This is a genomic window from Acinetobacter sp. 25-47-130, from assembly GCF_056779705.1.
In genome coordinates this window covers 702,676-726,815 of the sequence record NZ_JBWYII010000001.1, presented here as the reverse complement: position 1 = coordinate 726,815, position 24,140 = coordinate 702,676, and the positions used below count along the sequence as shown (strand labels likewise).

Annotated in this window: 20 protein-coding genes; 15 read left to right on the top strand and 5 right to left on the bottom strand. The window is 36.5% G+C overall.

Going from position 1 to position 24,140, the window contains the following annotated elements:
• Window positions 1-9: 9 nt before the first annotated feature.
• Both betA and AC1M83_RS03630 read left to right on the top strand, forming a co-directional pair.
• Window positions 10-1,683 carry a choline dehydrogenase gene (betA, locus tag AC1M83_RS03635; protein WP_481590047.1) on the top strand — a complete coding sequence of 558 codons (1,674 nt, stop codon included), beginning with the start codon at window positions 10-12 and terminating at the stop codon, window positions 1,681-1,683.
• A gap of 8 nt (window positions 1,684-1,691) precedes the next feature.
• The gene (locus AC1M83_RS03630; protein WP_481590058.1) at window positions 1,692-2,471 is read left to right on the top strand and encodes a TorF family putative porin; all 780 of its coding nucleotides are present in this window, start codon (window positions 1,692-1,694) and stop codon (window positions 2,469-2,471) included.
• 860 nt (window positions 2,472-3,331) lie between these two features.
• Here the strand turns inward: AC1M83_RS03630 and AC1M83_RS03625 are convergent.
• Window positions 3,332-4,477, bottom strand: coding sequence for an RICIN domain-containing protein (locus AC1M83_RS03625; RefSeq protein ID WP_481590046.1), 1,146 nt, complete (start codon window positions 4,475-4,477; stop codon window positions 3,332-3,334).
• A gap of 246 nt (window positions 4,478-4,723) precedes the next feature.
• Here AC1M83_RS03625 and zigA point away from each other — a divergent pair, with 246 nt between their 5' ends.
• On the top strand, window positions 4,724-5,944 hold the full coding sequence (gene zigA, locus AC1M83_RS03620) for a zinc metallochaperone GTPase ZigA (protein ID WP_481590045.1): 1,221 nt from the start codon (window positions 4,724-4,726) through the stop codon (window positions 5,942-5,944).
• Window positions 5,945-5,961: 17 nt separating this feature from the next.
• On the opposite strand, the gene AC1M83_RS03615 is transcribed toward zigA, so the two are convergent.
• Window positions 5,962-6,660: a DUF1826 domain-containing protein gene (locus tag AC1M83_RS03615; RefSeq protein ID WP_481590044.1), complete on the bottom strand. Its 699-nt coding sequence runs from the start codon at window positions 6,658-6,660 to the stop codon at window positions 5,962-5,964.
• A 207-nt stretch (window positions 6,661-6,867) separates the two neighbouring features.
• Entirely contained in the window at window positions 6,868-7,104 is a 237-nt protein-coding gene (locus AC1M83_RS03610; protein ID WP_035268632.1) for a VF530 family protein, read from the bottom strand.
• 263 nt (window positions 7,105-7,367) lie between these two features.
• Here AC1M83_RS03610 and AC1M83_RS03605 point away from each other — a divergent pair, with 263 nt between their 5' ends.
• The 12 genes from AC1M83_RS03605 (at window position 7,368) to AC1M83_RS03550 (ending at window position 21,460) form a co-directional block, all read left to right on the top strand.
• The gene (locus tag AC1M83_RS03605) at window positions 7,368-8,066 is read left to right on the top strand and encodes a DUF4145 domain-containing protein (protein WP_481590043.1); all 699 of its coding nucleotides are present in this window, start codon (window positions 7,368-7,370) and stop codon (window positions 8,064-8,066) included.
• Between the two features lie 409 nt (window positions 8,067-8,475).
• Window positions 8,476-9,888 carry an amidase gene (locus AC1M83_RS03600; protein ID WP_481590042.1) on the top strand — a complete coding sequence of 471 codons (1,413 nt, stop codon included), beginning with the start codon at window positions 8,476-8,478 and terminating at the stop codon, window positions 9,886-9,888.
• Between the two features lie 115 nt (window positions 9,889-10,003).
• The gene (locus AC1M83_RS03595; RefSeq protein WP_481590041.1) at window positions 10,004-11,749 is read left to right on the top strand and encodes a SulP family inorganic anion transporter; all 1,746 of its coding nucleotides are present in this window, start codon (window positions 10,004-10,006) and stop codon (window positions 11,747-11,749) included.
• Window positions 11,750-11,911: 162 nt separating this feature from the next.
• Window positions 11,912-13,114 carry a serine/threonine transporter SstT gene (gene sstT / locus AC1M83_RS03590; protein WP_481590040.1) on the top strand — a complete coding sequence of 401 codons (1,203 nt, stop codon included), beginning with the start codon at window positions 11,912-11,914 and terminating at the stop codon, window positions 13,112-13,114.
• 34 nt (window positions 13,115-13,148) lie between these two features.
• Complete coding sequence (locus AC1M83_RS03585; protein ID WP_092766442.1) at window positions 13,149-13,826, top strand: YoaK family protein; 678 nt, start codon at window positions 13,149-13,151, stop codon at window positions 13,824-13,826.
• A gap of 12 nt (window positions 13,827-13,838) precedes the next feature.
• A complete protein-coding gene (locus tag AC1M83_RS03580) occupies window positions 13,839-14,375 on the top strand; it encodes a DUF2058 domain-containing protein (RefSeq protein ID WP_481588118.1) in 537 nt (178 codons plus the stop codon).
• A 563-nt stretch (window positions 14,376-14,938) separates the two neighbouring features.
• A complete protein-coding gene (locus tag AC1M83_RS03575; protein WP_228143075.1) occupies window positions 14,939-16,180 on the top strand; it encodes a mechanosensitive ion channel family protein in 1,242 nt (413 codons plus the stop codon).
• Window positions 16,181-16,210: 30 nt separating this feature from the next.
• A complete protein-coding gene (locus AC1M83_RS03570) occupies window positions 16,211-18,076 on the top strand; it encodes an ABC transporter ATP-binding protein (protein ID WP_180027849.1) in 1,866 nt (621 codons plus the stop codon).
• A complete protein-coding gene (locus tag AC1M83_RS03565) occupies window positions 18,063-18,497 on the top strand; it encodes a MaoC family dehydratase (RefSeq protein ID WP_179997979.1) in 435 nt (144 codons plus the stop codon). The genes AC1M83_RS03570 and AC1M83_RS03565 overlap by 14 nt, the downstream gene beginning before the upstream one ends.
• Window positions 18,498-18,613: 116 nt before the next feature.
• On the top strand, window positions 18,614-19,645 hold the full coding sequence (locus AC1M83_RS03560) for an AraC family transcriptional regulator (protein ID WP_035267503.1): 1,032 nt from the start codon (window positions 18,614-18,616) through the stop codon (window positions 19,643-19,645).
• Window positions 19,646-19,713: 68 nt separating this feature from the next.
• Complete coding sequence (gene gcvH, locus AC1M83_RS03555) at window positions 19,714-20,088, top strand: glycine cleavage system protein GcvH (protein WP_035267502.1); 375 nt, start codon at window positions 19,714-19,716, stop codon at window positions 20,086-20,088.
• A gap of 196 nt (window positions 20,089-20,284) precedes the next feature.
• Window positions 20,285-21,460: an MFS transporter gene (locus tag AC1M83_RS03550; protein ID WP_035267500.1), complete on the top strand. Its 1,176-nt coding sequence runs from the start codon at window positions 20,285-20,287 to the stop codon at window positions 21,458-21,460.
• 54 nt (window positions 21,461-21,514) lie between these two features.
• Here AC1M83_RS03550 and AC1M83_RS03545 read toward each other — a convergent pair whose 3' ends face one another.
• Together AC1M83_RS03545 and AC1M83_RS03540 are read right to left on the bottom strand one after the other, a co-directional pair.
• Window positions 21,515-22,678, bottom strand: a complete 1,164-nt coding sequence (locus AC1M83_RS03545) for a PilT/PilU family type 4a pilus ATPase (protein ID WP_035267499.1) — start codon at window positions 22,676-22,678, stop codon at window positions 21,515-21,517.
• A gap of 161 nt (window positions 22,679-22,839) precedes the next feature.
• Window positions 22,840-23,877: a 3-deoxy-7-phosphoheptulonate synthase gene (locus tag AC1M83_RS03540; RefSeq protein WP_481590039.1), complete on the bottom strand. Its 1,038-nt coding sequence runs from the start codon at window positions 23,875-23,877 to the stop codon at window positions 22,840-22,842.
• Between the last annotated feature and the right edge of the window lie 263 nt (window positions 23,878-24,140).

Below are 24,140 nucleotides of genomic sequence, written 5' to 3'. Positions count from 1 at the left end.
GAGAACACTATGACATATGATTACATTATCATAGGTGCAGGTTCTGCTGGGAATGTACTTGCAGCGAGACTCACCGAAGATCCAGATATTAAAGTTCTGCTCCTTGAAGCGGGTGGCCCTGACTACCGTTTAGATTTTAGAACTCAAATGCCTGCTGCTTTGGCTTATCCTTTACAAGGTCGACGTTATAATTGGGCATATTTGACTGATCCAGAACCACATATGAATAACCGCCGTATGGAATGTGGACGTGGTAAAGGTTTAGGTGGTTCATCATTAATTAACGGTATGTGTTATATCCGTGGGAATGCCATGGATTTAGAGCAATGGTCTCAAATGAAAGGACTCAGTCATTGGCGCTATGCTGAATGTTTACCTTACTATAAAAAAGCAGAGTCTAGAGATATTGGTGCAAATGAATATCACGGTGATCAAGGCCCAGTTAGTGTTGCTACGCCAAAGTCAGACAATAATGAGTTATTTCATGCAATGGTTGAAGCGGGTTTGCAAGCTGGATATCCACGTACGGATGATTTAAATGGATACCAACAAGAAGGCTTTGGTCCAATGGATCGTACGGTGACACCTCAAGGCAGACGTTCCAGTACCGCTCGTGGCTATTTAGATATAGCTAAAGGTCGTCAGAATCTAACGATTATTACGCATGCCACAACCAATCGAATCTTATTTGAAAAAAAACAAGCTATCGGTGTTGAATACATTCTTGGCCAAGATGCCACAAATTTACACAAGGTCTATGCTGAGCGAGAAGTATTGCTGTGCGCAGGTGCTATTGCATCACCTCAAATTTTACAGCGCTCTGGGGTAGGAGCTAAGTCATTATTAGAGTCACTGGATGTAAAGGTTGTGCAAGATTTACCGGGTGTGGGTGAAAATCTGCAAGATCATTTAGAAATGTATCTTCAATACCAATGTAAGAAGCCCGTCAGTCTTTACCCTGCATTAAAATGGTATAACCAACCTAAAATTGGCGCTGAATGGCTGTTTTTGGGTAAAGGAATTGGTGCAAGCAATCAGTTTGAAGCAGGTGGATTCATCCGCTCAAGTGATGAGTTTGAGTGGCCGAATCTCCAGTATCACTTTTTACCAATTGCAATTAACTACAATGGTACCAATGCAATCAATGAACATGGTTTTCAAGCACATGTTGGATCTATGCGATCGCCGTCAAGAGGGAGAATTCGCTTAACCTCGAAAAATCCTTTTGATCATCCGAGCATTTTATTTAACTACATGAGCACTGAACAAGATTGGCGCGAATTCCGTGATGCAGTGAGAATTACACGAGAAATTATGCATCAGCCTGCATTAGATCAGTATCGAGGTAGAGAAATTAGTCCAGGTTCAGCATTAAAAACAGATCAGCAAATTGATGAATTTGTAAAAAATCATGCAGAAACAGCGTATCATCCTTCGTGTAGCTGTAAAATGGGTGAAGATGATTTAGCTGTTGTAGATGGTTACGGTCGTGTCCATGAAATAGATGGGTTGCGAGTGGTCGATGCTTCTATCATGCCGCTGATTATTACTGGTAATCTCAATGCAACGACGATCATGATGGCCGAGAAGATTGCAGATCACATTCGTAATCGACCTGCTTTAACCCCTTCAGATGCACCATTTTATCGTGCAGAAACTTCACCCTCATTTTCTAAATTATAAATTTTATGATGATTAAAACGACTCAAGCAGTGCTGTTGAGCACTGCTAGCTTTATTATTTTACCCAGTTATGCAAATTCTACGAATCAAGAAACAAATTCACCAATTCAATTTGATGGATATGTCACATTAACCTCCAAATACATTTCACGTGGTTTAACAAATGCACCAGAAAATGATGACCTCGCAATTCAAACAGGTCTAAACCTCAGTTATAACAACTTCTATGTCGGGTATTGGGGGTCTACACTAGGCTACTCTTATGCTGAACTTCAAGGTGATAAGCGCCGTAAAACTGATAAATTAGAGCACGACTTTATTGTCGGCTACAGTTTTGATACTGGTAGGACAAATTGGAATATTTGGAATGCCACTTATTTCTATCCGAACGCGTCAAATACAACTTCCAATGAAATGGGGGTAACTGCCACACACCAATTCAATGATAAAATCTCTTTATCAACCAGTTTATCTGCATATACATATGATGTCGTGTATGCAAACCAAGGGGATACTTATCTAAACGTAATATATACCCACCAACTCAATGATAAATTATCTGCTATAGCAAGTGCTGCAGCGAGCTATTTTAATGATAATGGGAAATATGAAGGTCTAGAGCTCGGTGATACAAAACGAGAATTTGCTTATCGCTTCTCATCTATCGGGCTAGATTATGCCTTGACACCAGAACTCGGATTGAGTGGACAATATATTTTTGGTGGTAAGAACCGCTATAACGAAAAACAGAAAAATTTAGGTGTAGTGGCTTTCACCTATAGTTTCTAATTTAAAAAAATCTTCAAATGCTTAGGCTTAAATTTTGAACACCAAAATAGCCTAAGCAAAAATGTAATTTTTAAATTAGACTCATCAATAAATAAAATATCGACATATCAAAGATTATTAGTAAAAAAACTTATCAACTTAGTATTTATTTAATGAGTGATAGAAGTATGAATTGACCAAAAATAGGTCATGAATATGACGAGGAGAGTAAAATTTTACGCAATTTTTTTTCAAGAATTTATTTAGAAATAATTCTTGTGAAAAAAGTTCACTAAGATTTTTTGATGTTACATAGATGACTATGCTCAAGTATTAACTGATTTCAGCTAAATTCATAAATCAACTAGATATCCTATAATTTATAATTCATGAAGGACAATGGATTGAAAAAATAAAACTATGAATGTTCATATTAAACATGAGGTTAGAATTTGATTCTCTCCAATATTAAAATAGGGCTTTTGATTTCTATCTTCAGAGATAAACAACTAAACGTCTAATCTCATTTATTAAGTTTTAATATTTTGAAGAATTTTGTTCTCATCATTAACGGCGCTATCGGAAAAATAGCAACGATTTATGAAGAATATTTTTAATTGTTTTTATCTTATTGCTGTCATCAATATTACAAATATACCTTAGACAAATATCTCCCTAAAATCATTGAACTTATTTCGCTTTTTGAGCCAGTATTAAGAATGCTTTTAACCTGAGTGAGCTGGCTTATCTATGAGTAAAATCTCTAATTTAGATATCAAATTGTACTAAAATTAGTACGAGTCACTCAAAGAAAGCAAAAAAATTAAAATTTCAGCATTAAAATTCAGAGCTTTAAATGCTAAAGCTCTGAATTTAATAAATTAACGTGTAATTTTCCACGTTTGATATGAATTATTGCTTTGACATCCAATCATTTGTAGGCGTGCCATACTATTTGCACCATCAGCGGCATCAAGGCATAGACCTGTTTTTAAGTTGATATATTGGCTTGTATGGTGGCTATACATCCATCGTTGACTACTATCATTATTGCACGGCGCAACTTTAACAAAATTATCTTTATCATCGCCCATCAAACACGCATCCCGATGAGTTAAGTATAAGCGATGTGTGTGATCCGTACTCAGACGTTGATTTCCGTTGTTGGGATCGCATGAATACAATCCCATTTGTTGACCACCATTCAAGCTATCTGCACAGAAACCTCGTGCACCATTTTTCAAAATGAAAGGTTTTTGCTGGGTGTAATTTGCATTATTCACAGTAGAAATGCAAGTAGAATCATCCGTGCAATGCGCTGATGCCACTTGTACACAATTTCCATAAGTTTTAGTCGTTTGTGATTTAGACTTGATTGAAGAGTTTGCTATTGCAGGATAGGTCGCAGAAACAGATGTATGAACATCATTACAACTGTTATAGCCATAAATACCGTTGGGTTGTTTATTCTGTCGGAAGTTTTCGGTAAATGTAACTAAACTATCAAAACCACCCCAGGTCTGAGGCACATTGATTTTTGCAATTTCAAGTTGTTTACCAGTACTCACGTTTTTAACAAAGGCTGAGACTGTACTGTCATTATTTTTCACAATCTTAAAATTATATTTCGTGCCTTCTTTCCATTCATATGGTAAGTCACATTGAACGCCATCACCTTCGTGATCAAATTGTCTGCAATACGCAGGGTATCCTGATTTCCAAGATGTCGTTTTCCAGATTGAGAAATTTAAATACTTCTCATCATTGCTTCGTTGCTGTAATCCAACATAACCGATATTTCCATTTTTTAATGAAAATTGATTGGCCCAAAATGTATTACCATCATCTCCTGGCTCATGGGTAATGATGATTTGATTTTCAAGTGTTGCAAAGCCGTTAGCCGGAATATTGTTCCAATGGTAGTCAGTAGAAATCATTCCGCCTGCAACCACAGCATACGTATTCGAAACTCCAAGTAACAGGGAAGTACTTAAAGTGGTACGAAAAATAAGATTGATTAAATTCATTGTTATATGCTCATATAATTAAAAAAATTAGGTCATAGATTCTTTAGTTTTACTTATGATTCTACAGTGATGAATACAATTTAGAATCACTATAAATAAATTTTATTAAAGTTTAACTAAACATTAAACATGTTGAAATGTTATAACATAACAATTATGATTTAGTTACATCAAAAATCAAGATCATTCATTGATTGCAATAAGCGATCAAATGATGTGGTTGAACATGAAAACGAGTAACTCACCATGAATATTGATTCTTCACAACCGTATAAATTACCTGTCACTGTGCTATCTGGATTTCTTGGTGCAGGAAAAACCACACTTTTAAATCATATTTTAAATAATAGAGAAGGAAAACGTGTCGCAGTAATTGTGAACGATATGTCAGAAGTCAATATTGATGCTGCTTTAGTCAGAGAAGGTGGGGCGGAATTATCACGAACGGAAGAAAAACTCGTTGAAATGAGTAATGGATGTATTTGCTGTACTTTGAGAGAAGATTTATTAGTAGAAGTAAGACGATTAGCGGAAGAGAAAAAATTTGATCAACTCGTCATTGAATCTACCGGAATATCAGAGCCTCTACCTGTAGCCGAAACATTTACGTTTGAAGATGAAGACGGCGTATCTCTAAATGAGTACGCTCGTTTAGATACCATGGTGACCGTAGTCGATGCATTCAATTTTTTACGTGATTATCGTTCATATGATCTTCTTCATGATCGTGGCGAATCACTTGGAGAATTTGACCAACGTACTGTTGTGGATTTACTGATAGATCAAATCGAATTTTGTGATGTTATTATTCTAAACAAAACTGATTTAATCGATGAGCATCAGAAGTCCCAGCTTTATGCGATTCTCAAAAAGCTTAACCCTAGAGCAAAAATTGAGTCATCTACATTTGGTCAGGTTGAACTCGATAAAATACTCAACACACAGCTTTTTAATTTTGATGAAGCCTCACAAGCACCTGGTTGGTTAAAAGAGTTGAGAGGAGAGCATAAGCCTGAAACTGAAGAATATGGAATCGAAAGTTTCGTATATAGAGCAAGAAGACCCTTTCACCCACAACGTTTTTACAATTTTATTCATTCAGAATGGAAAGGTGTTATACGCTCAAAAGGATTTTTTTGGCTTGCTGCGGAACCAACAATGGCTATGGCTTGGTCACAAGCTGGAGGTATGGCTCGGCATGGTCAAGCAGGATATTGGTGGGCTTCGGTACCACAAGAGGAATGGCCACAAGATACGCAATCTATTCAGGAAATTGAATCGAGTTGGCATCCAGAAACGGGTGATGCCAGACAGGAAATTGTTTTAATTGGTCAAGAGATGGATAAAGAGCAATTAATCCAAAATTTTGATCAATGTTTACTTACTGATTCGGAGATGAGTTTAGGACCAATCGTTTGGTGTAATTTCTTTAATCCATTTGAAGCTGAAAAAGAATTACTCGCCTAAATTGAGCAAGGAATTCCTTAACAAATTAAGAGTAATCTGAGTTCTCCTGCATTTTCTTTTGGAGCACGGTGAACACAAGGAAGTACTTTCTGATCAGGATGATCTACAGCCAAACGCCAGAGATGACCAATTCCTAAATTTAAAGGTGTTGCACCATTTTTAGGTTGATAGTGAAGATCCATATAGGTCTCTTCAAGAAAATCCTCAAACTCATGGTCTTCGCCATCAAACAATGATTTAATTTTTTGACGGATTTCTGGAATATGAATTTTTTGTTCAACCTCATCATTGGAAATAATATCGCTAGCCGCCCCGTAATAGGTACATAGATATGTATCCGTTGCTAATGGCGATCGATCTACATGAAAAGAATATACATCAGTGCTGATAAAATCCAATTCTTCATCACGCTGATATTCTTTGACTAAGTTTAAAGACGGCGATGCACCCAATTCGGTAAGCAACATTATATCATTAATAATAACGTCTCTCGCTTTGCTTGCAGAGTCTGAAAGTTTGAGTTGCTCTAATTGTGCGATGGAAATTTCAGTAATATCTTCTATGAGTGTAAGTTTTTCAACGATTTCTTTGAAATTGTAATCTAAATGCCTATACCAACATAAAGCATTGACAGGGTCTTCAAAAACTTCATTCGCTAATGCTTGGAAAGTATTCACCAATTTGGCTTGAGGATATGAGTGAATGAGTTCGAGCATATGATCTAAAACTTTTTAAAAACATATTATAGCTTTTAGCTCTAGACTTGATAAGACTGGATTTAGATGATTGATCGTTGTCCTATGTAGTAGGAGAGTGGGGCTTCCACCCATAACTACACGCTGTCAACAAAACGATAGATACTCATTAAGGCTATTCTACGATTGGGTCTAAAAGATTAAACATAGCGTGAGTTTTTTTGTTGGCTACAATTTCTGTTTAGCTTTTTGACGGAGAACATACAAATATAAGCTTTCTACTTTTTCACGTGCCCATGGTGTAGTCCGTAGGAATCGTAAAGATGATTTAACACTTGGGTCGATGCAAAAACAACGAATTTCAATTTTACGACTTAATCCTTCAAAGCCTCCGTAGTAATCCAATAACTCATCTAAAATGTCAGCAAGTTTTTTGCCATGTAAAGGGTCATTGGAAGTGTTCATAGTAGATCAACTGAATTGTGTAAGATGAGCATTATAACCTGAGCTAGTTAAAAATTGAGAGCATTGCTTTCTATGCGCAATTAATCATTCAAAATTACAGATTGTGTTTTAGTTTTTTTAATTTTTCAAATTGAATTCTAATCATTCGTTGTTTTATGTCATGTAACAAGACGATAGGTAGTATTGGTGTGCTGTTTAAGATATTGTATTTAAAATAAAATGAAGTTATGAGACTTTATAATGACTTAGCACTTGAGAAAAATATGTCCCAAAAATTTCAAACTAGATTAGAACATCTAATTAGCCAAGGCGAACAGATATCAGCTCAATCTTATCAAAATACAAATGGTTATATGAGCTTTTCACAAAAATCAAAGGATTTATATGTTCAATGGATTGTTAGTTCCAAATCATTACTTAAATTAATTTCTGATAATAAAAAAGCAATTCACTTTGAACTTTTTGATTCAGCTGGAAAGAAAACTCATAGTATGGAAACAGATCCACTTGTTTTAAGACGTCTTATAAGTATCTTAAGGGCAACTCTAGATGACATAAATAGTGGTTGTTTAATCTCTTTTAAACAACTCATACAAGCTGATGTTTTTGATAATGAGCTAGAAAATGAGCTAGAACAAGCTAAACATTTTTTAGAATCTGGTTATCCAGTTGCAGCTGCTGTGACTGCAGGAGTAGTGCTAGAGTCATCAATTAAAGAAATTTGTAAGAATAATGGCATAGATGTTTACCCTCCAGGTTCGACTAAGCCTAAAAAACTTGATGTTTTAAATGCTGCATTAAAAAACGCTGGTATTTATAACATTCTACAACAAAAGAAAATTACTGCTTTAGCTGATATTCGAAATAATGCAGCTCATGGAAACACTAATCAATTTACGATTGAGGATGTAAAAGATATGATTCGTGATATCGAGCGGTTTTTACTGGAATTTGCTTCTTAAAAAAAGAGTCCTTGTTATTAAGGGTAGACTTATAAGAGTAAAAGGACCGAATTACTTAATCATCCTTACAATAAATTTCTGCACGATACTTTACTACAATTATTAGAATCTAGGTCGATTCTTATTGATTTGTGAATTTGAATTGAACTTACACCAATCGACAAGATTCTGATTGTTGCATAAACTTATATTATGTTTCCTAGGATACTCATCAACGTGAATTATAATCGTAGATATTAACGTGGATGAGCTGTAGCTATAAAAAAGTATTGTGTAGGCAACAGTTCCAGATATCCTATTTAACATAATATACATTATGCGAAATCGTGTTAATTCAATCTTTGGTCAATCGACAAATCAATATTTCATGTGTATACATATGCTTAGTCAATTTTAAAGAAAATCGATTATGGATAATCAAAAAAGAATTCACGCTTTCACGGATGATATATTAGGTACGAGTGATGCGATTGAGCTCTCAAACAGAATTCAATCTAAAGACATCTCAATTGATGAAGTTTTAAGAGCTACGATTGAACGCGCAAAATTCGTAAATCCTCTGCTAAATGCAATTGAATTCGAAAACTTCGAACAAATACTTAAATCGCCTACTTTTAAACCAAATCAGATTTTTTCTGCAATCCCTACATTTATTAAGGATAATTTGGATCTAATTGGTTTTCCTACGCAACAAGGATCAACATCGTTCAAATCCAAGGAAAAGATCAAAAATTCTAAAATTACTCAACAAATGTTAGATACAGGCTTAATTGCACTGGGTAAATCTAAAATGCCTGAATTTGGCTTAAATGCTTCAACAGAATTTAAGTCTGGGGATTACACACGCAATCCTTGGCATACTGATTATTCGTGTGGAGCTTCTTCAGGTGGAGCTGCGGCACTCGTTGCATCAGGCGTAGTACCAATTGCACATGCAAATGATGGTGGTGGTTCGATACGAATTCCTGCAGCAAATTGCGGTTTAGTCGGTTTAAAGCCGACACGTGGTCGTTGGTATCCAAATGAAGGTTCACAGTATTTACCAATTGACCTTGTTTCAGATGGTGTTTTAACACGTTCTGTGCGTGATACCGCGTTTTTCTTTGCTGAAATGGAAAAACAATATAAGCCAAAAAAATTACCCGAAATTGGCTTAATCCAGCATCCATCCAGCAAACCTTTACGGATTGGTCTTGTTTATGATTCATTGCAAACCAATACTGATGCTGAGACCCGTCAAACTGTTGAGTCTACTGCTCAATTACTCAGGAATTTAGGTCATCATATTGAAGAATTTTCACTTCCTCTTCCAGATTCGTTTATAGATGATTTCAGCCACTATTGGGGTTTTTTATCATTTATGATTCAACAGTTTGGAAAACCGCTACTTGGCAAAGATTTTAACGTGAATGAGTTAGATCATCTAACAGTTGGGCTTGCAAACTTGTACAAGAAAAATTTCTATAAAACCCCTTTATTTTTATACCGTTTAAAGCAAATCCAGCGCATCTATCAACAAATCTTCCAACAATATGATGTCATCCTTTCGCCAGTTTTAGCGCATGTTTCGCCTCAAATTGGATATCTTTCACCTCAACTCGAATTTGATGTTTTATTTGAGCATTTAAGGAATTATGTAGCATTCACACCTATTCAAAATATCGCAGGTGCTCCAGCGATATCACTGCCAATGGGTATGACTAAAGTAGATTCAAGACCGATAGGTATTCAGCTTTCTGCTGATTTGGGACAAGAACGTTTACTGATAGATCTCGCTTATCAGCTTGAACAGATACAACCTTTTAAAAAAATATTCGATTAAATTCATACGCTAAGGATCATTAATCAAATTCTTGATGATCCTTATCAACAATACTCAGTGCTTGTTTATCACTTTTTATGCATAATATATATATAAATGTGATTTAGAGATTTGTATGGATTTAACGAAGCATTCTGTGGAACGAATCATCCCAGCTTGGAAATGGTTAAAAAAATACAACACTCAAGATTTTAAATCTGATCTTCTTGCATCTGTGATCGTGCTTGCAATGCTTGTACCACAAGGCATGGCATATGCCATGATTGCAGGCTTACCTCCAATTATGGGGTTATATGCCAGTATTATCCCTATGATTGCTTATGCACTGATTGGAGGGAGTACTACCCTTTCAATTGGTCCAGTTGCATTAATCTCTATGATGACTTTTGCTACATTACAGCCATTATATGAAGTGGGTTCACCAGTCTATATTCAAGCTGCCTATTTGCTAGCAGTAATGGTTGGCATAATTTCATTTTTATTGGGATTATTCAGATTTGGTTTTTTGATTCGTCTCATTAGCCATCCTGTGATTAAGAGTTTTATCATTGCTTCAGCCGTCTTAATTGCATTAGGTCAAATAAAATTTATTCTTAATATTCCATTGCAATCCAGTAATTTAATCGAATTTTTTACGAGTTTGGCTCAATATATTTCTTTATATGATTTGGCCAGCTTATCTTTGGGTTTAGCTTCAATTTTAGCGCTCATTTATTTACCACAATTACTTAAAATTCCAGCATTTTCAAATCATCAAAAATTAATGCAATTTGTACAAAAAGCATTACCGTTATGCTTAGTGCTATTTTCAATCTTACTGGTTCAATCCTTTGATTTAACTGTCTATGGAATTAAAACAGTAGGTGAAATTCCAAGTGGATTACCTCCTATTCAAATGCCGTACTGGACATGGGACATGGTGAAAATACTGCTTCCTGGTGCAGCAATGATCGCTATGGTGAGTTTCGTTGAATCTATTTCGATCGCGCAAGCTACGGCTTTTCAATCACGTAGCAATTTGAACAGTAATCAAGAGCTTGTTGCACTCGGTGTTGCAAATTTTGGCGCTGGAATCAGTGGCGCATTTCCTGTCACTGGTAGCTTATCACGTACAGTGGTCAATGCTGATGCTGGTGCTAAAACACCTATGGCTGGGGTTTTATCCTCGCTACTTATTATTGTGGTCAGTCTATATTTTACAAGCCTATTTGAATATTTACCTTTAGGAGTATTGGCTGCAACAATCATTGTGTCGATATGGAAACTTGTTGAAATTAAACCTTTTATAGCGGCTTGGAAATATTCTAAAGCAGATGGTTTAGCAATGGCACTCACATTTTTAGGAGTGCTGTGTATAGATATTACGACAGGCTTAATGGTGGGTATTATTTCAACATTTGTGTTGCTGTTGTGGAGAATTAGTCGTCCACATATTGCAGTGATTGGTCTCGTTGAAGGCACGCAGCATTTTAGAAATATTTCAAGGCACCAGGTTATTACCAGTAAAAGGCTCGTTTCGGTGAGAATTGATGAAAATTTGAGTTTTCTCAATGCAAACACCCTGAAGGAATTTATTATTTCAGAGGTTAGCCAACATGATGAGCTTCAACATGTTGTCATTAACTGTTCCAGTATTAGTAATATTGACTATTCAGCTTTAGAGACTCTTGAAGAAATGAATTCTGAGTTATCTAAACTCAATATTCAACTACACTTAAGCGAAGTTAAAGGTCCTGTTATGGATCGCTTAAATTCAACCAATTGGATACAATATCTGACAGGTAAAATATACCTCACTCATTTCCAAGCAGTATATGAATTAGACCCGCATTTCAGCGAAAATAAATCATCTTTTGCATAAGAATTTGATATTCTTAAGTAAGAATTATCAAAAAAAATCCAGTGATTTGATTCACTTAATTTTTATTATGAATAAGTTTTATATTTAAAATCATTTTTAAGTATAGAATACCCCACTTATTTATCCGATTTTAAGCCAGACTCGGCATTATTAGGTTCAGTTATGTTCACTGCTCTAGCACGTTTGAGTTTAGTCACCAAAATCATTATCGCCATTATTCTTGGCGTTTTGGTGGCTATATTTTTTCCTCAAGTTGCACCACAATTAAGCTTGCTGGGTGATTTATTTATTAAAGCCCTTAAATCTGTTGCACCAATTCTTGTTTTTGTTTTGGTCCTGTCTTCGATTGCAAACTTTAAAGTTGGTGATAGCAGCAGTGCGAAAATCAAACCCATTATGATGATGTATGCCGTAGGTATGTTTTTATCTGCGTTAACTGCTGTCATTGTGAGTAATTTATTTCCAAGCACTCTTTTCCTAGATGTCGCTGCGCAAGCTGATTTACAGCCACCTGGCAGCTTGACTGAAATTCTTAAAAATTTATTACTCAGTTTTGTTGCGAATCCTATCGTTGCATTAAGTGAAGCAAACTTTATTGGGATTTTGGGTTGGGCTGTTGCACTTGGTATAGCATTTCGTCATGCCACAGACACCACAAAACAGTGTCTGACGGATGCTGCGAATGCCGTGAATCACGTGATTCGTCTTGTCATCAGTTTTGCACCTTTCGGTATTTTTGGACTTGTTGCAGTGACTTTTGCAGATGCTGGTCTTAAAACCTTAGCAAGTTATGCACAATTATTGTCTGTTCTATTAGGGACTATGTTCTTTGTTGCACTTGTAATTAACCCAATTATGGTGGCATTTGTTACGCGTTCAAATCCTTATCCATTGGTTATTCAATGTCTACGTGAAAGTGGGATCACCGCATTTTTCACGCGTAGTTCAGCAGCAAATATTCCAGTGAATTTAGATCTTGCAAAACGATTGGGCGTGAATGAATCGACAGCGAGTGTAGCAATCCCGTTGGGTGCTGCAATTAATATGGCGGGCGCATCAGTAACGATTACCGTATTAACATTAGCAGCGGTGAATACACTTGGTATTTCCGTTGACTTTACTACAATGCTTGTTCTTTCTGTTGTGGCTACAGTTTCTGCTTGCGGGGCTTCTGGTGTAGCAGGTGGTTCACTGTTATTGATTCCTGTCGCTTGTGGCTTATTCAATATTTCACCAGATGTGGCTATGCAAGTTGTAGCCATCGGTATGGTGATCAGTGTTCTACAAGATTCTACTGAAACAGCACTCAACTCATCTACAGATGTATTGTTTACTGCTGCGGTTGATCGCGCTCCTTCAAAATAATATATTCATGGCATAAACTTTTAGAATGAAAGATATGCCATTTCAATTCCTTCCAAACTGGGTACAATTTGGGGCTTTCATGCTTGCAGTAAATGCAGGCATGATCAACGTTTTGGGTCTCATTTCTTTATTACATCAGTCAGTTTCACACATGACAGGCAATGCAAGTTTGCTTGCCATCGGTCTTATTGACCATGATTTCAAAGCTGTAATTTTTCTTATTCTTATTATCCTGAGTTATGTTTTAGGCTCTAGTTTTAGCGGTCTGATATTGGGGAATAGTCAATTTAAACTCGGGCGCAGATATGGTCTACCATTGAGTTTAGTGACTCTTTTTATTCTGCTCTGTTGGGTATTTATTCCCTATTATCCTCGTTATGCACTGCTATGGGCATGTTGTGCGATGGGTGTACAAAATGCCATGGTAAGTCATTATAAAGGTGCGATTATACGCACGACTCACCTTTCTGGTGTCTTAACCGATCTTGGTTTAGCATTTGGATATTTTGTAAGAGGTCTTACAACGGAATCCAGAAAAGTTATTTTGCATTTAGTGATTTTATTTGGTTTTATTATTGGCAGTACTGTTGCGGCATTCAGCTATCCTTATTTACAATTAGAAGCGTTTTTAATTCCTGCAGGTTTAAGTTTTTTACTGACCCTGATCTATTGGATTTTATATTTCCGTCATTGTTATTTTCAAAAATCGTAGTTGGTATTACTCATGGTAAAAAATGCCTTGCAAGCACAATTGCTCAAAGCTGGTTTAGTCGATCAAAAAAAGGCTAAAAAACTTTCTAAACAAGCTGTGCATGAGCAACGCACGGGTCAAAGCAATGAAGCTGAGATTAAAGCTAAGATTGAACAAGATTTAAAGCAAAAATTAGAAAAAGATCAGAGTCTTAATCTTGAAATCAAACGCCAGCAAGATGAAAAAGCATTACGTGCAGCAGTAGTGCAAATGATTGGTCAGCATAAAATCAAAGATATTGATGGTGAAATCAGCTACCAGTTCGTTGATGAAAATAAAATTAAGAAAATTTATATTAATCAACAAGTTTACAATGCACTCGTGGCAGGCACATTAGTTATCGCCAAAGATCAAACAGGTTATGCTGTTCTACCAAGAGTGTTATCTGAGCGGATTAATGAAAAAGTCGAAGGATTTATTATTGTGAATAATGCTGAGAAAAATGAGGCTATTACGGATGAGGAAGATCCATATGCAGCTTATGTTATTCCAGATGATTTAATGTGGTAAATCTCTCTAAAGCCTAATTTATTAGGCTTTTTTAACGCTTTATATGTGATTCAGATTGCGGTGTAGCGGGTATAAATTCATGATTAAGATGCTTTAGGTCATATTGCTGCGTCCAACCATCACGAGAAGACTCTATCAATTTTCTGCGCTCGTCTTTTATTCTCTGATTCGATTTTTTTCAATCGATGTTGTTTTGGAGAGCTTTAAAAAAATAATGGATTGACTTTCTCGCATTATTTTTTCATTTTCTAACTGCTGAAGATGAGCAAGTTCAATAATGCTTCTTTGAGGAGCTTTCGCAAAAAGCAAAGAACACAGAGAGATCGATATAAAAAATATTAAATTAGATTTAAACATGGGTTTTATAATTTGAAAATGTAATGACGATAATCTACGAAATTTTATAGTGTGACTTATTTCACATTAATTTTATTTAAAATAGAATTTCATAAAACGTAGTTCAAGTAATTAATTTAATCTATTCTGTTTGATAAACGTTAACTCTAATAAATTTAATAACTTAAACCATTAAGCTAATGCTAATTCATTTAGAGGTGATCAAGTTGGACAGATTAAATTTTGTAACTCAAATCCAAGAATGGTCAGATCAATTTCCTTGGTTAGAGATGTTGACCTCTCTGAGCATTCTTATTCTCATTGCATTTATCGCAAATTTTATTGCTAAACAAGTGGTCGTCCGTGGTATTCGCAAAATTATTAGCAAACTACGTTTTAGTTATAGTGATGTCTTAGCGGAACATAGCGTTATTCGAAGAATTGCAAACATTGTCCCAGCATTGGTGATTATGAATGGAATTGTGACGGTTCCTCACCTGTCTGAAAAAGTCATTACATTGATTCAGATGTTTGCACAAGCCTTCATTTTCTTAACCATTGCCTTGGCAATTAGTCAGCTTCTCACCATTTTTAATATTATTTATCAACGTAATCCTAAATCTCACAATAAGCCAATTAAGGGTTATTTACAGTTAGTTAAACTCATTATTTTTGTTGTTTGTGCTCTGATGGTCATAGGAACATTTCTTAAAAAAGATGTTTTCACGCTATTGGCAGGTTTCGGGGCAATGGCAGCAGTGCTCATGCTGGTTTTCCAAAATACAATTCTATCTCTAGTGGCTTCAGTTCAAATCTCTTCATATGACATGGTTCGGATTGGTGATTGGATTGAAATGCCAACCTTAAATGCGGATGGCGATGTCATTGATATGTCATTACATACGGTGACCGTACAAAACTTTGATAAGACCTATACCACTATTCCGACCAATCGTTTGGTGACAGATACTTTTAAGAACTGGAGAGGTATGCAAGAGCAAGGTGTTCGTCGTATTAAACGTGCACTCTATATCGATCAAAATAGTGTTCACTTCTTATCTGCAATGGAATACAGCAAACTTAAAGAATTTCTGATTTTAGAAAAATATCTGGATGAGAAACAAACTGAGTTAAAAAACTTTAATCAGCAATATGCAAATAATGGGGTCAATAATCAACGTCGTTTAACCAATTTAGGAACATTCCGCGCATATATTGAATACTATTTAAAAAATCATCCAGGTATTGCACAAAATCAGTCCTTAATCGTTCGTCAATTACAACCGACAGGTGAAGGTTTGCCTATAGAAATTTATGCTTTTACAAATACGACAGCTTGGGTGGCTTATGAGGCGATCCAATCCGATATTTTTGATCATCTTTTGGCGATTCTTCCTGAATTCGGATTAAAAATATTCCAGATTCCTTCTGGGAATGATTTCAAGATTCCTCAAGACACAGTAAACTGAGTTTTGATTAGATGAATTAAGATTAGTCGTATGCTGCAGTGGTTTGAAAGACTCGTTGATCCATATCCATCCAAAGATTTAAATCAGCCCTTGCCGAAGAAATTTTTTCCATTTGTTTGGCAAGCAGCATCAGGAGTTAAGCGCTATCTCTTGGTGTTGGTGTTATTTACTGCAGCAACAGCTTCATTTGAAGCTATTTTCTTCTCTCAAATTGGTCATTTAGTTGATTGGTTGTCCGCATCGACGCCTCAAAATTTTCTCGAAAATAACCAAACAAATCTGATGATTTTGTCTGGTTTTCTACTTGCTAATATTTTCTTTGCAAGTTTGCAATCAATCATAAGGCATCAGATTTTATTCAGTAGCTTTCCAATGCGCTTGCGTTGGCGTTTTCACAACTTATTACTTCTTCAAGGTTTAGACTTTTTTCACAATGATTTTGCAGGTCGATTGTCAGCTAAAGTCATGCAAACTTCACTTGCAGTTCGTGAATTTTGGGTAATTTTGGGGGATATCGTTACTTATGTGGTGATTTATTTTATTACCATCAGTGTGGTTTTAGGAAACGTCTCCCCTCTTCTCCTTATTCCCCTGATGGCATGGTTGATTTTATTCATTGGCGCGGCATCCTTCTTTATCCCGCGACTTGGAAAAATTTCAAAAAAGCAGGCTGATGCACGCGCGGTGATGACTGGTCGTGTGACTGATGCTTATACAAATATACAAACAGTAAAATTGTTTGCACATGCTGGTCGTGAAAGCCAATATGCCAAAGAGTCTATGCAACTTTTTATGAAGACGGTGTATACCCAGATGCGTCTGGGAACTGCTTATGAAATTAGCATTAATCTACTGACCGCAATTTTATTCTTTGGCGTTTTAGGTACAGCAGTTTGGCTTTGGTTTATTGGTGAAGCAAACATCGGTGTGATCGCCGCAACGACAGCCATGATTTTAAAGCTGAATAGTATGGCTTCTTTTATGATGTGGCAAACTTCAGCCTTATTTGAAAATATTGGTACCATCCAAGATGGGATGACCACGCTAGCCAAACCAATAGCAATTCAAGACAAAGAAGCTGCACTGCCACTCAAGGTACATTCTGGTGCAATTAAATTTGATAATGTGAGCTTTGCATATAATCAAAAAAATGTTATTAATCACTTGAATTTAGAAATTAAACCGGGTGAAAAAATTGGAATCGTCGGTCGGTCTGGTGCTGGAAAATCGACACTGATCCAACTACTACTTCATTTTTATCAAACCCAACAAGGTAAAATTTATATCGATGGTCAAGCGATTGACGAAGTCACCCAAGATAGTTTAAGAAAAAATATTGCACTCGTGACGCAGGATACTTCTTTGCTGCATCGAAGTGTTGCTGAGAATATTAAATATGGTCGACCTGAAGCGACTGATGAAGAAATGTATGAAGCTGTCCGTAAAGCTCGGGCAGAAGAGTTTATCCCGCAGCTTACAGATCTACGTGGTCAGACAGGATATGACGCTTATGTGGGTGAGCGTGGTGTAAAATTATCTGGTGGGCAAAGACAGCGTATAGCAATCGCACGGGTATTCCTAAAAGATGCTCCAATTTTGATTTTGGATGAAGCAACCAGCGCACTCGATTCAGAGGTTGAGGCGGCGATTCAGGCAAGCCTTGATGACTTGATGGAAGGTAAAACGGTAATTGCAATTGCACACCGACTTTCAACCATTGCTCAAATGGATCGATTAATTGTTTTGGATCAAGGAAATATCGTAGAACAAGGATCTCACGATGAGCTGATCCAACAGAATGGAATTTATGCCCAACTTTGGCAACGCCAAACGGGTGGATTTTTAGTTGAACAAAAAGTGAAAGACAAGGAATTAGACGAAGATGCTTTATCTTGATGATTTAAAAGTGGGTGATCAGTTTAAAAGTCGTGAATATGAGTTAACACTCGAAGAAATTAAAGAATTTGCACAAAAATATGACCCTCAAGTCTTTCATACTGATGAAGAGGCTGCAAAAGATCATCCTATTTTTCAAGGTATCGCAGCCAGTGGTTGGCAAACTTCAGCCATTACCATGCGTCTCTGGACTGAATGTTTTCCAATTGCCAAGGGGCTTATCGGTTCAGAGTCAAGCTTAAGATGGCCAAAACCAGCTCGTGCAGGTGATCGTTTGCATGTGGAAGTTGAAATTGTTGCTATCAATCCTTCTAAAACAAAGCTAGATCGTGGAATTGTGAGTTATGTCACACAAACAAAAAATCAGTATGGTGATGTTTTGTTGATTTCAACCACAAAAATTGTCGTTTTTAAGGCTTAAACATCGGTTTCACACTAGATTTGTCCGACAAAATTGGTATTTTCTATCTGGAATTTATGTCAGTATTATTTTCACCAAAAATTATGAAAAAAATTGTGTAAAGCAATGGATCGCACATGAAAACAGTTTCAGTTCGCCCAGATTTAGGCATTCCAGGTGTTTATGGACTCTTACTTTTAGATGTTGTTTCTCGTTGGGGTTATAGTGCTGAGTCGCTATTCGCTCCCTTTGGATTCACCAACGAGCAACTTGCCGATCCTGAATTTAGAATTCCACTACAAGTAGCGAATGAGATGATTATTCTCGCGCGCAAAATGACAGGTGAAAGTTCTCTTGGTTATCATCTTGGTAACCAAATGCGGATTTCTATCCATGGTTTTATTGGCTATGCCATTATGACCTCGAATGAGATTACTGATGCACTTATTTTAGCCAACCGCTTTATACAACTGCGTATGCCTTTTCTGCAATTTCATTTTTCGACATTTACAGAACAAGTTTCTTTGCAGTTACAATGTGATATTGATCTTGAACCGCTGAGAACTGAAATTGTCATGGCTTTGACTTTTGGTGTCATTACCATGGCAAAAGCACTGACAGGCATAAATGATTTGTATGGCGAAATTAATTTCGACTTTCCTAAACCTGAAGGCTTTGACAAATACATCAGTCGTCTACACCCTAAAACGATTATTCATTTTGACCAGACTCATTTTCTTGCCAGTTTCGATAAAAGTTATTTAGGCTTGAAGATGGTTAACGCAGATCCGATTGCCAGTCAAATTGCAATTAATCAGTGTGAAGCAGAACTATCAGAGCTTGGAGAACGCCGTCGAATTTCAATGCGTGTTCGCGATATTTTGACACATTCTGAACAGCACTATTTAAGTATTGAAAATGTGGCAGATCGCCTGCATATGTCTGATCGTACACTGAAACGTCAGTTGGCTGCAGAAGGAACTTCTTTTTCAACCTTAGTGGATGAAGTTCGATATCGTCATGCAACCTCCCTACTGTCACGTACTGACTATTCACTTGAACAAATCGCAGATGAACTCGGTTATTCAGATGTTGCGAATTTCAGTCGTGCATTTAAACGTTGGAGTGGTCGAAGTCCAAGCAGTTGGCGTAAAGATCCATATTTATAGAACTTTCGTTTTTAAATAAAACACTGTATAACACAAGAAAATTTTTCAAATCGAATTGAGGAGTCGTGATGAATCATCCTTCAGAGCTTAAATATGCTCGCACACACGAATGGGTACGTATTGAAGGTGATCTCGTTGTTACTGGGATCTCAGATCACGCACAAGATGCATTGGGTGATCTTGTCTATGTAGAAGCACCTGAAGTAGGTCGTGAATTGACTGCTGGTGAACAAGCGGGTGTAGTTGAGTCTGTGAAAACAGCTTCTGATATTCATGCTCCTGTAAGTGGTGTAGTTGTAGAAATTAATGAAAATCTAGAAGATGATCCAGATTTTGTAAATGATGATCCCTATGGCAAAGGCTGGATCTACAAAATTAAACCATCTAATTTGGCAGATGTAGAACAACTTCTCTCAAATACAGATTATGAATCAGGTTTGTGATATTTATGACCAGTCTACGGACTGGTTTTTTATTTATACATTTTCGGATGAATGGCTCACTTTTTGATGTAATTTTCATGTAATTTGATTATAATTAATTCAACTTCTCTCCCTACTTCATTGCTGACCAAAACCAAAAATAATTTTATTTGGCACAGATTGAAGCTTTTAATGGTTCAATATTTCAAGGTTGTCTATGTCTTCTATACATGCTGAGCATCTATGGAATAAATCTTTTATTCTGTGTCTAATTAATAACTTATTTATTTTCATCTTCTATTTTGCTCAGACAACGATATTGCCAATTTATATTCTTAATGATTTAAATGGTAATATTACCCAAGCTGGGCTTGCACTGACTTTATTTCTAGCTTCATCGATCGCAATACGACCGTTTACCGGTCTCATTATCGAGAAGATTGGGCTTAAAAAAGCACTTTATATCTCTGAGTCATTTTTTGTACTGCTCTCTTTCGCTTATATCTTTGCTGATAATCTAACCCTATTACTGGTCATTCGGTTACTACAAGGAATTTGGTTCAGTATTTTGACCACTGCCATGATACCAATCGTCAATGACTTCATTCCAAATCAGCGTAAAGGTGAAGGCATGGGCTATTTTGTCATGTCAGTCAATCTTGCCATTGTACTAGGACCCATGTTGGGCTTGATTCTCATTCAACCATGGGGATATATTCCAGTGGCTACACTTTTAGCTGCAATTGTTTTTATTGGTTATTTGTTCTGCTTTTTGATTCCGATCCAGACACAATTTCAAACTGTTAAGCGCAAAACAAAAATTAGTGTTCATGATTTTGTTGAGATTAAAGCTTTACCTGTTGCGATGATGGCGATGCTCATCTCATTTTCTTATGCAAGTATCATGTCTTTTATCTCGACATATGCTGAATCAAAAAATTTATTGACCTATGCGAGCTTATTCTTTGCTGTTTTTGCAATTTCCATGATGCTTCTAAGACCCTTCACAGGAAAGTTATATGACTCTAAGGGTCCTGCCTACGTTGTCTATCCAGCGATTGTGAGCTTTAGCATTGGGCTATTCATTCTAAGCCAAATTCATTCTGCTGCCGGATTATTGATATCTGCTGTCTTTATTGGTATAGGCTTTGGGTCTGCTCAGCCATGTCTCCAAACGCAAGCCATTCAAGCTGTAGCACGTGAACGAGTTGGACATGCGAGTTCAACTTTTTACACCTTTTACGATATTGGCATCGCATTAGGTTCTTTTATTCTAGGTATTGTGATCACACACTATCAGTATTCGATTGCATATATATTATGCGCGATATTGACGCTTTTGAGCTTGCTGTTTTACCGCTTCGTTGTTCAAACTAAAGTTAAAGCGGTCTAGATAGCTAAAAATTTGTCCAAAAAAAAGCCTTCAGATGAAGGCTTTTTTATTTAATTAGCTCTCTGCATCTTCATCAAACATACTGAAGGTTTGTGAAGAGGTTTCAGCATTCTCTCGGACGCGTGTACTTTTTAGCTTAATCTGTAGACGTAATTCATTTTTAGAGTCAGCATTACGAATGGCTTCATCATAACTGATCGCACCTTCGTTATATAAATCAAATAATGCTTGGTCAAATGTTTGCATACCAAGTTCTCGCGACTTGGTCATAATTTCTTTCAACTCATGAAAGTTACCTTTCAAAATCAAATCAGAAACTAAAGGTGTATTTAGCATGACTTCTACAGCAGCTCTACGTCCGACACCATCTTCAGTTCGAACTAAACGTTGAGAAATAATGGCTTTCATATTTGATGAAAGATCCATAAGCAACTGATTGCGCCGTTCTTCAGGGAAAAAGTTGATAATTCGATCCAAGGTTTGATTGGCATTATTCGAATGTAACGTGCCTAAGCACAGATGACCAGTCTCTGCAAAAGCGATCGCATGCTCCATGGTCTCCGTATCACGGATTTCGCCAATTAAAATTACATCTGGTGCCTGACGAAGTGTATTTTTAAGCGCATTATGCCATGAGTGACAGTCCACTCCGACTTCTCGGTGAGTGACCATTGATTTTTTATGTTTATGCACGTATTCAACTGGATCTTCTACAGTAATGATGTGCCCTGCTGAGTTCTCATTACGGTAATCAATCATGGCAGCAAGTGAAGTAGATTTACCCGATCCAGTGCCACCAACCACTAGAATTAAACCTCGCTTTTCCATTACCACATCTTTCAATGTTTCTGGTAATTTCAACTTTTCAAAGTTTGGAATTTCAGAGGTAATGGTACGAATGACCATCCCTACATTAAGTTGCTGTTGAAAAACATTCACGCGAAAGCGCGATACATCTGGGACATTAATGGCAAAATTACATTCTAATTCACTCTCAAATTCTGCTCTTTGTTTTTCATTCATTAAGCTATAAGCGAATAGTTTTGTTTTTTCTGCAGTCAAAGCTTGAGAACTTAAAGGCTTCATTGAACCTTGATGTTTCATACTTGGAGGAAAATCAGCTGAAATAAATAAATCTGATCCCTCATGTTCAAAAACGCTTTTAAGCAATCTGAACATGAATTGCCGAGCTTCGCTAAGTAATTCATTACTGAACATTAATTTCCCCAAGTTATAAATATTAAATACTTAAAATACTAATAGAAATATAAGGTTATTTCAGCTGTTTCATCAAATATTTAATGCTTTAAACAAACATTCAGATCTTAAAGGCAAAAAAAAAGAACCCATATTTCATGGGTTCTTTTTTATGAATTATATTAGGAGAGTTGTTGAGCAACATCCAAAATCAATTGCTCTGTACTTAACCAACCCAAGCATCCATCAGTCACTGATTGACCATAAGTCATGTGATCAGAAATTTTCTGATTGCCATCGACTAAAAAGCTTTCTAGCATGACGCCACGGACTTGTGTTTGAGGTCGTTCATTCACAATTTGCTTTAATACAGCAGGTTGATTCAATGGATTTTTAGCACTATTCCCATGGCTACAATCAATAATCAAAGCTGGTAGTACATGGTTATTGTTTTCTTGAATCTTTTTAATTTCAGATAATTGGTAATTTGTACCCTGATTCGATCCACGTAAGATCAAATGTGCATGCGGATTACCCTTTGAAGATAAAATGCTTGGACCACCATCTTGACTTAAACCAAGAAATTGATGCGGTTGTGAAGCGGACTGAATCGCATCCAATGCAATTTTGATTGATCCATCTGTACCGTTTTTGAACCCAATGCTATAAGGCATATGGCTAGATATTTCACGGTGAATTTGCGATTCGCTTGTTCTCGCCCCAATCGCGCTCCATGAAATCAAATCATCAAAATATCCTGTTGCCATTGGGCTTAAGATTTCTGTGGCCAACGGCAAACCCATTTCAGCAATTTGAATGAAGAGTGATCTAGACTGTTCAAGTCCTTTTTGCATATCTGCTGAACCATTTAAATCTGGATCATACAAGAAGCCTTTCCATCCTACAGTGGTGCGAGGTTTTTCAATATAAGTACGCATCACGATGAAAATCTGATCTTTGACTTGTTCTTGCAGTTGTTTTAATTTTTGTGCGTATTCGAGGGTTGCTTTAGGATCATGAATCGAACATGGACCAGTAATGACCAATAAACGTGGATCATGACCCGCTAAAATGTCTTGTATTGTTTGGCGATGTTGACGAATTTGAAGTGAAAATATAGGACTCACAGGTAAAGCTGATTTTAGTTCTAATGGTAAGCTTAATTTTTTTTCTAAAGTATGTTGAGCTGTGGTTATAAGCTGAGAATTAATTGCATTCATCTTGAATTCCTTTGGGCAGCAATTGCCCTATCTTTTATTTGAGCGTGAGGTGTCTATTGGATGGGTTTTGTTCTTGACTAAAATAGAACCAATAACCGTTGCTAAAATAAAAAGTATTCAATGTTTTCATGAGATGCTCCTATATTTGTTGAGATGAAAAAAAACCTGATTGGTGTTGCCAATCAGGTATAAACTTGATGGGCAACATTTTTGTTGCCCGAACGCGTCTAGGCAACTAGATGTTAAATTGCCAAAAATAATAA

Bases quoted from the DNA above. Each gene is read 5' to 3' on its own strand.
- AC1M83_RS03580 (WP_481588118.1), top strand. From the start codon at position 13,839: ATGGTAAAAAATGCCTTGCAAGCACAATTGCTCAAAGCTGGTTTAGTC.
- AC1M83_RS03550 (WP_035267500.1), top strand. From the start codon at position 20,285: ATGTCTTCTATACATGCTGAGCATCTATGGAATAAATCTTTTATTCTG.
- AC1M83_RS03625 (WP_481590046.1), bottom strand. From the start codon at position 4,477: ATGAATTTAATCAATCTTATTTTTCGTACCACTTTAAGTACTTCCCTG.
- AC1M83_RS03545 (WP_035267499.1), bottom strand. From the start codon at position 22,678: ATGTTCAGTAATGAATTACTTAGCGAAGCTCGGCAATTCATGTTCAGA.
- AC1M83_RS03615 (WP_481590044.1), bottom strand. From the start codon at position 6,660: ATGCTCGAACTCATTCACTCATATCCTCAAGCCAAATTGGTGAATACT.
- AC1M83_RS03605 (WP_481590043.1), top strand. From the start codon at position 7,368: ATGTCCCAAAAATTTCAAACTAGATTAGAACATCTAATTAGCCAAGGC.
- AC1M83_RS03600 (WP_481590042.1), top strand. From the start codon at position 8,476: ATGGATAATCAAAAAAGAATTCACGCTTTCACGGATGATATATTAGGT.
- AC1M83_RS03585 (WP_092766442.1), top strand. From the start codon at position 13,149: ATGCCATTTCAATTCCTTCCAAACTGGGTACAATTTGGGGCTTTCATG.
- AC1M83_RS03630 (WP_481590058.1), top strand. From the start codon at position 1,692: ATGATTAAAACGACTCAAGCAGTGCTGTTGAGCACTGCTAGCTTTATT.
- gcvH (WP_035267502.1), top strand. From the start codon at position 19,714: ATGAATCATCCTTCAGAGCTTAAATATGCTCGCACACACGAATGGGTA.
- AC1M83_RS03595 (WP_481590041.1), top strand. From the start codon at position 10,004: ATGGATTTAACGAAGCATTCTGTGGAACGAATCATCCCAGCTTGGAAA.
- AC1M83_RS03560 (WP_035267503.1), top strand. From the start codon at position 18,614: ATGAAAACAGTTTCAGTTCGCCCAGATTTAGGCATTCCAGGTGTTTAT.
- zigA (WP_481590045.1), top strand. From the start codon at position 4,724: ATGAATATTGATTCTTCACAACCGTATAAATTACCTGTCACTGTGCTA.
- AC1M83_RS03610 (WP_035268632.1), bottom strand. From the start codon at position 7,104: ATGAACACTTCCAATGACCCTTTACATGGCAAAAAACTTGCTGACATT.
- sstT (WP_481590040.1), top strand. From the start codon at position 11,912: ATGTTCACTGCTCTAGCACGTTTGAGTTTAGTCACCAAAATCATTATC.
- betA (WP_481590047.1), top strand. From the start codon at position 10: ATGACATATGATTACATTATCATAGGTGCAGGTTCTGCTGGGAATGTA.
- AC1M83_RS03540 (WP_481590039.1), bottom strand. From the start codon at position 23,877: ATGAATGCAATTAATTCTCAGCTTATAACCACAGCTCAACATACTTTA.
- AC1M83_RS03570 (WP_180027849.1), top strand. From the start codon at position 16,211: ATGCTGCAGTGGTTTGAAAGACTCGTTGATCCATATCCATCCAAAGAT.
- AC1M83_RS03565 (WP_179997979.1), top strand. From the start codon at position 18,063: ATGCTTTATCTTGATGATTTAAAAGTGGGTGATCAGTTTAAAAGTCGT.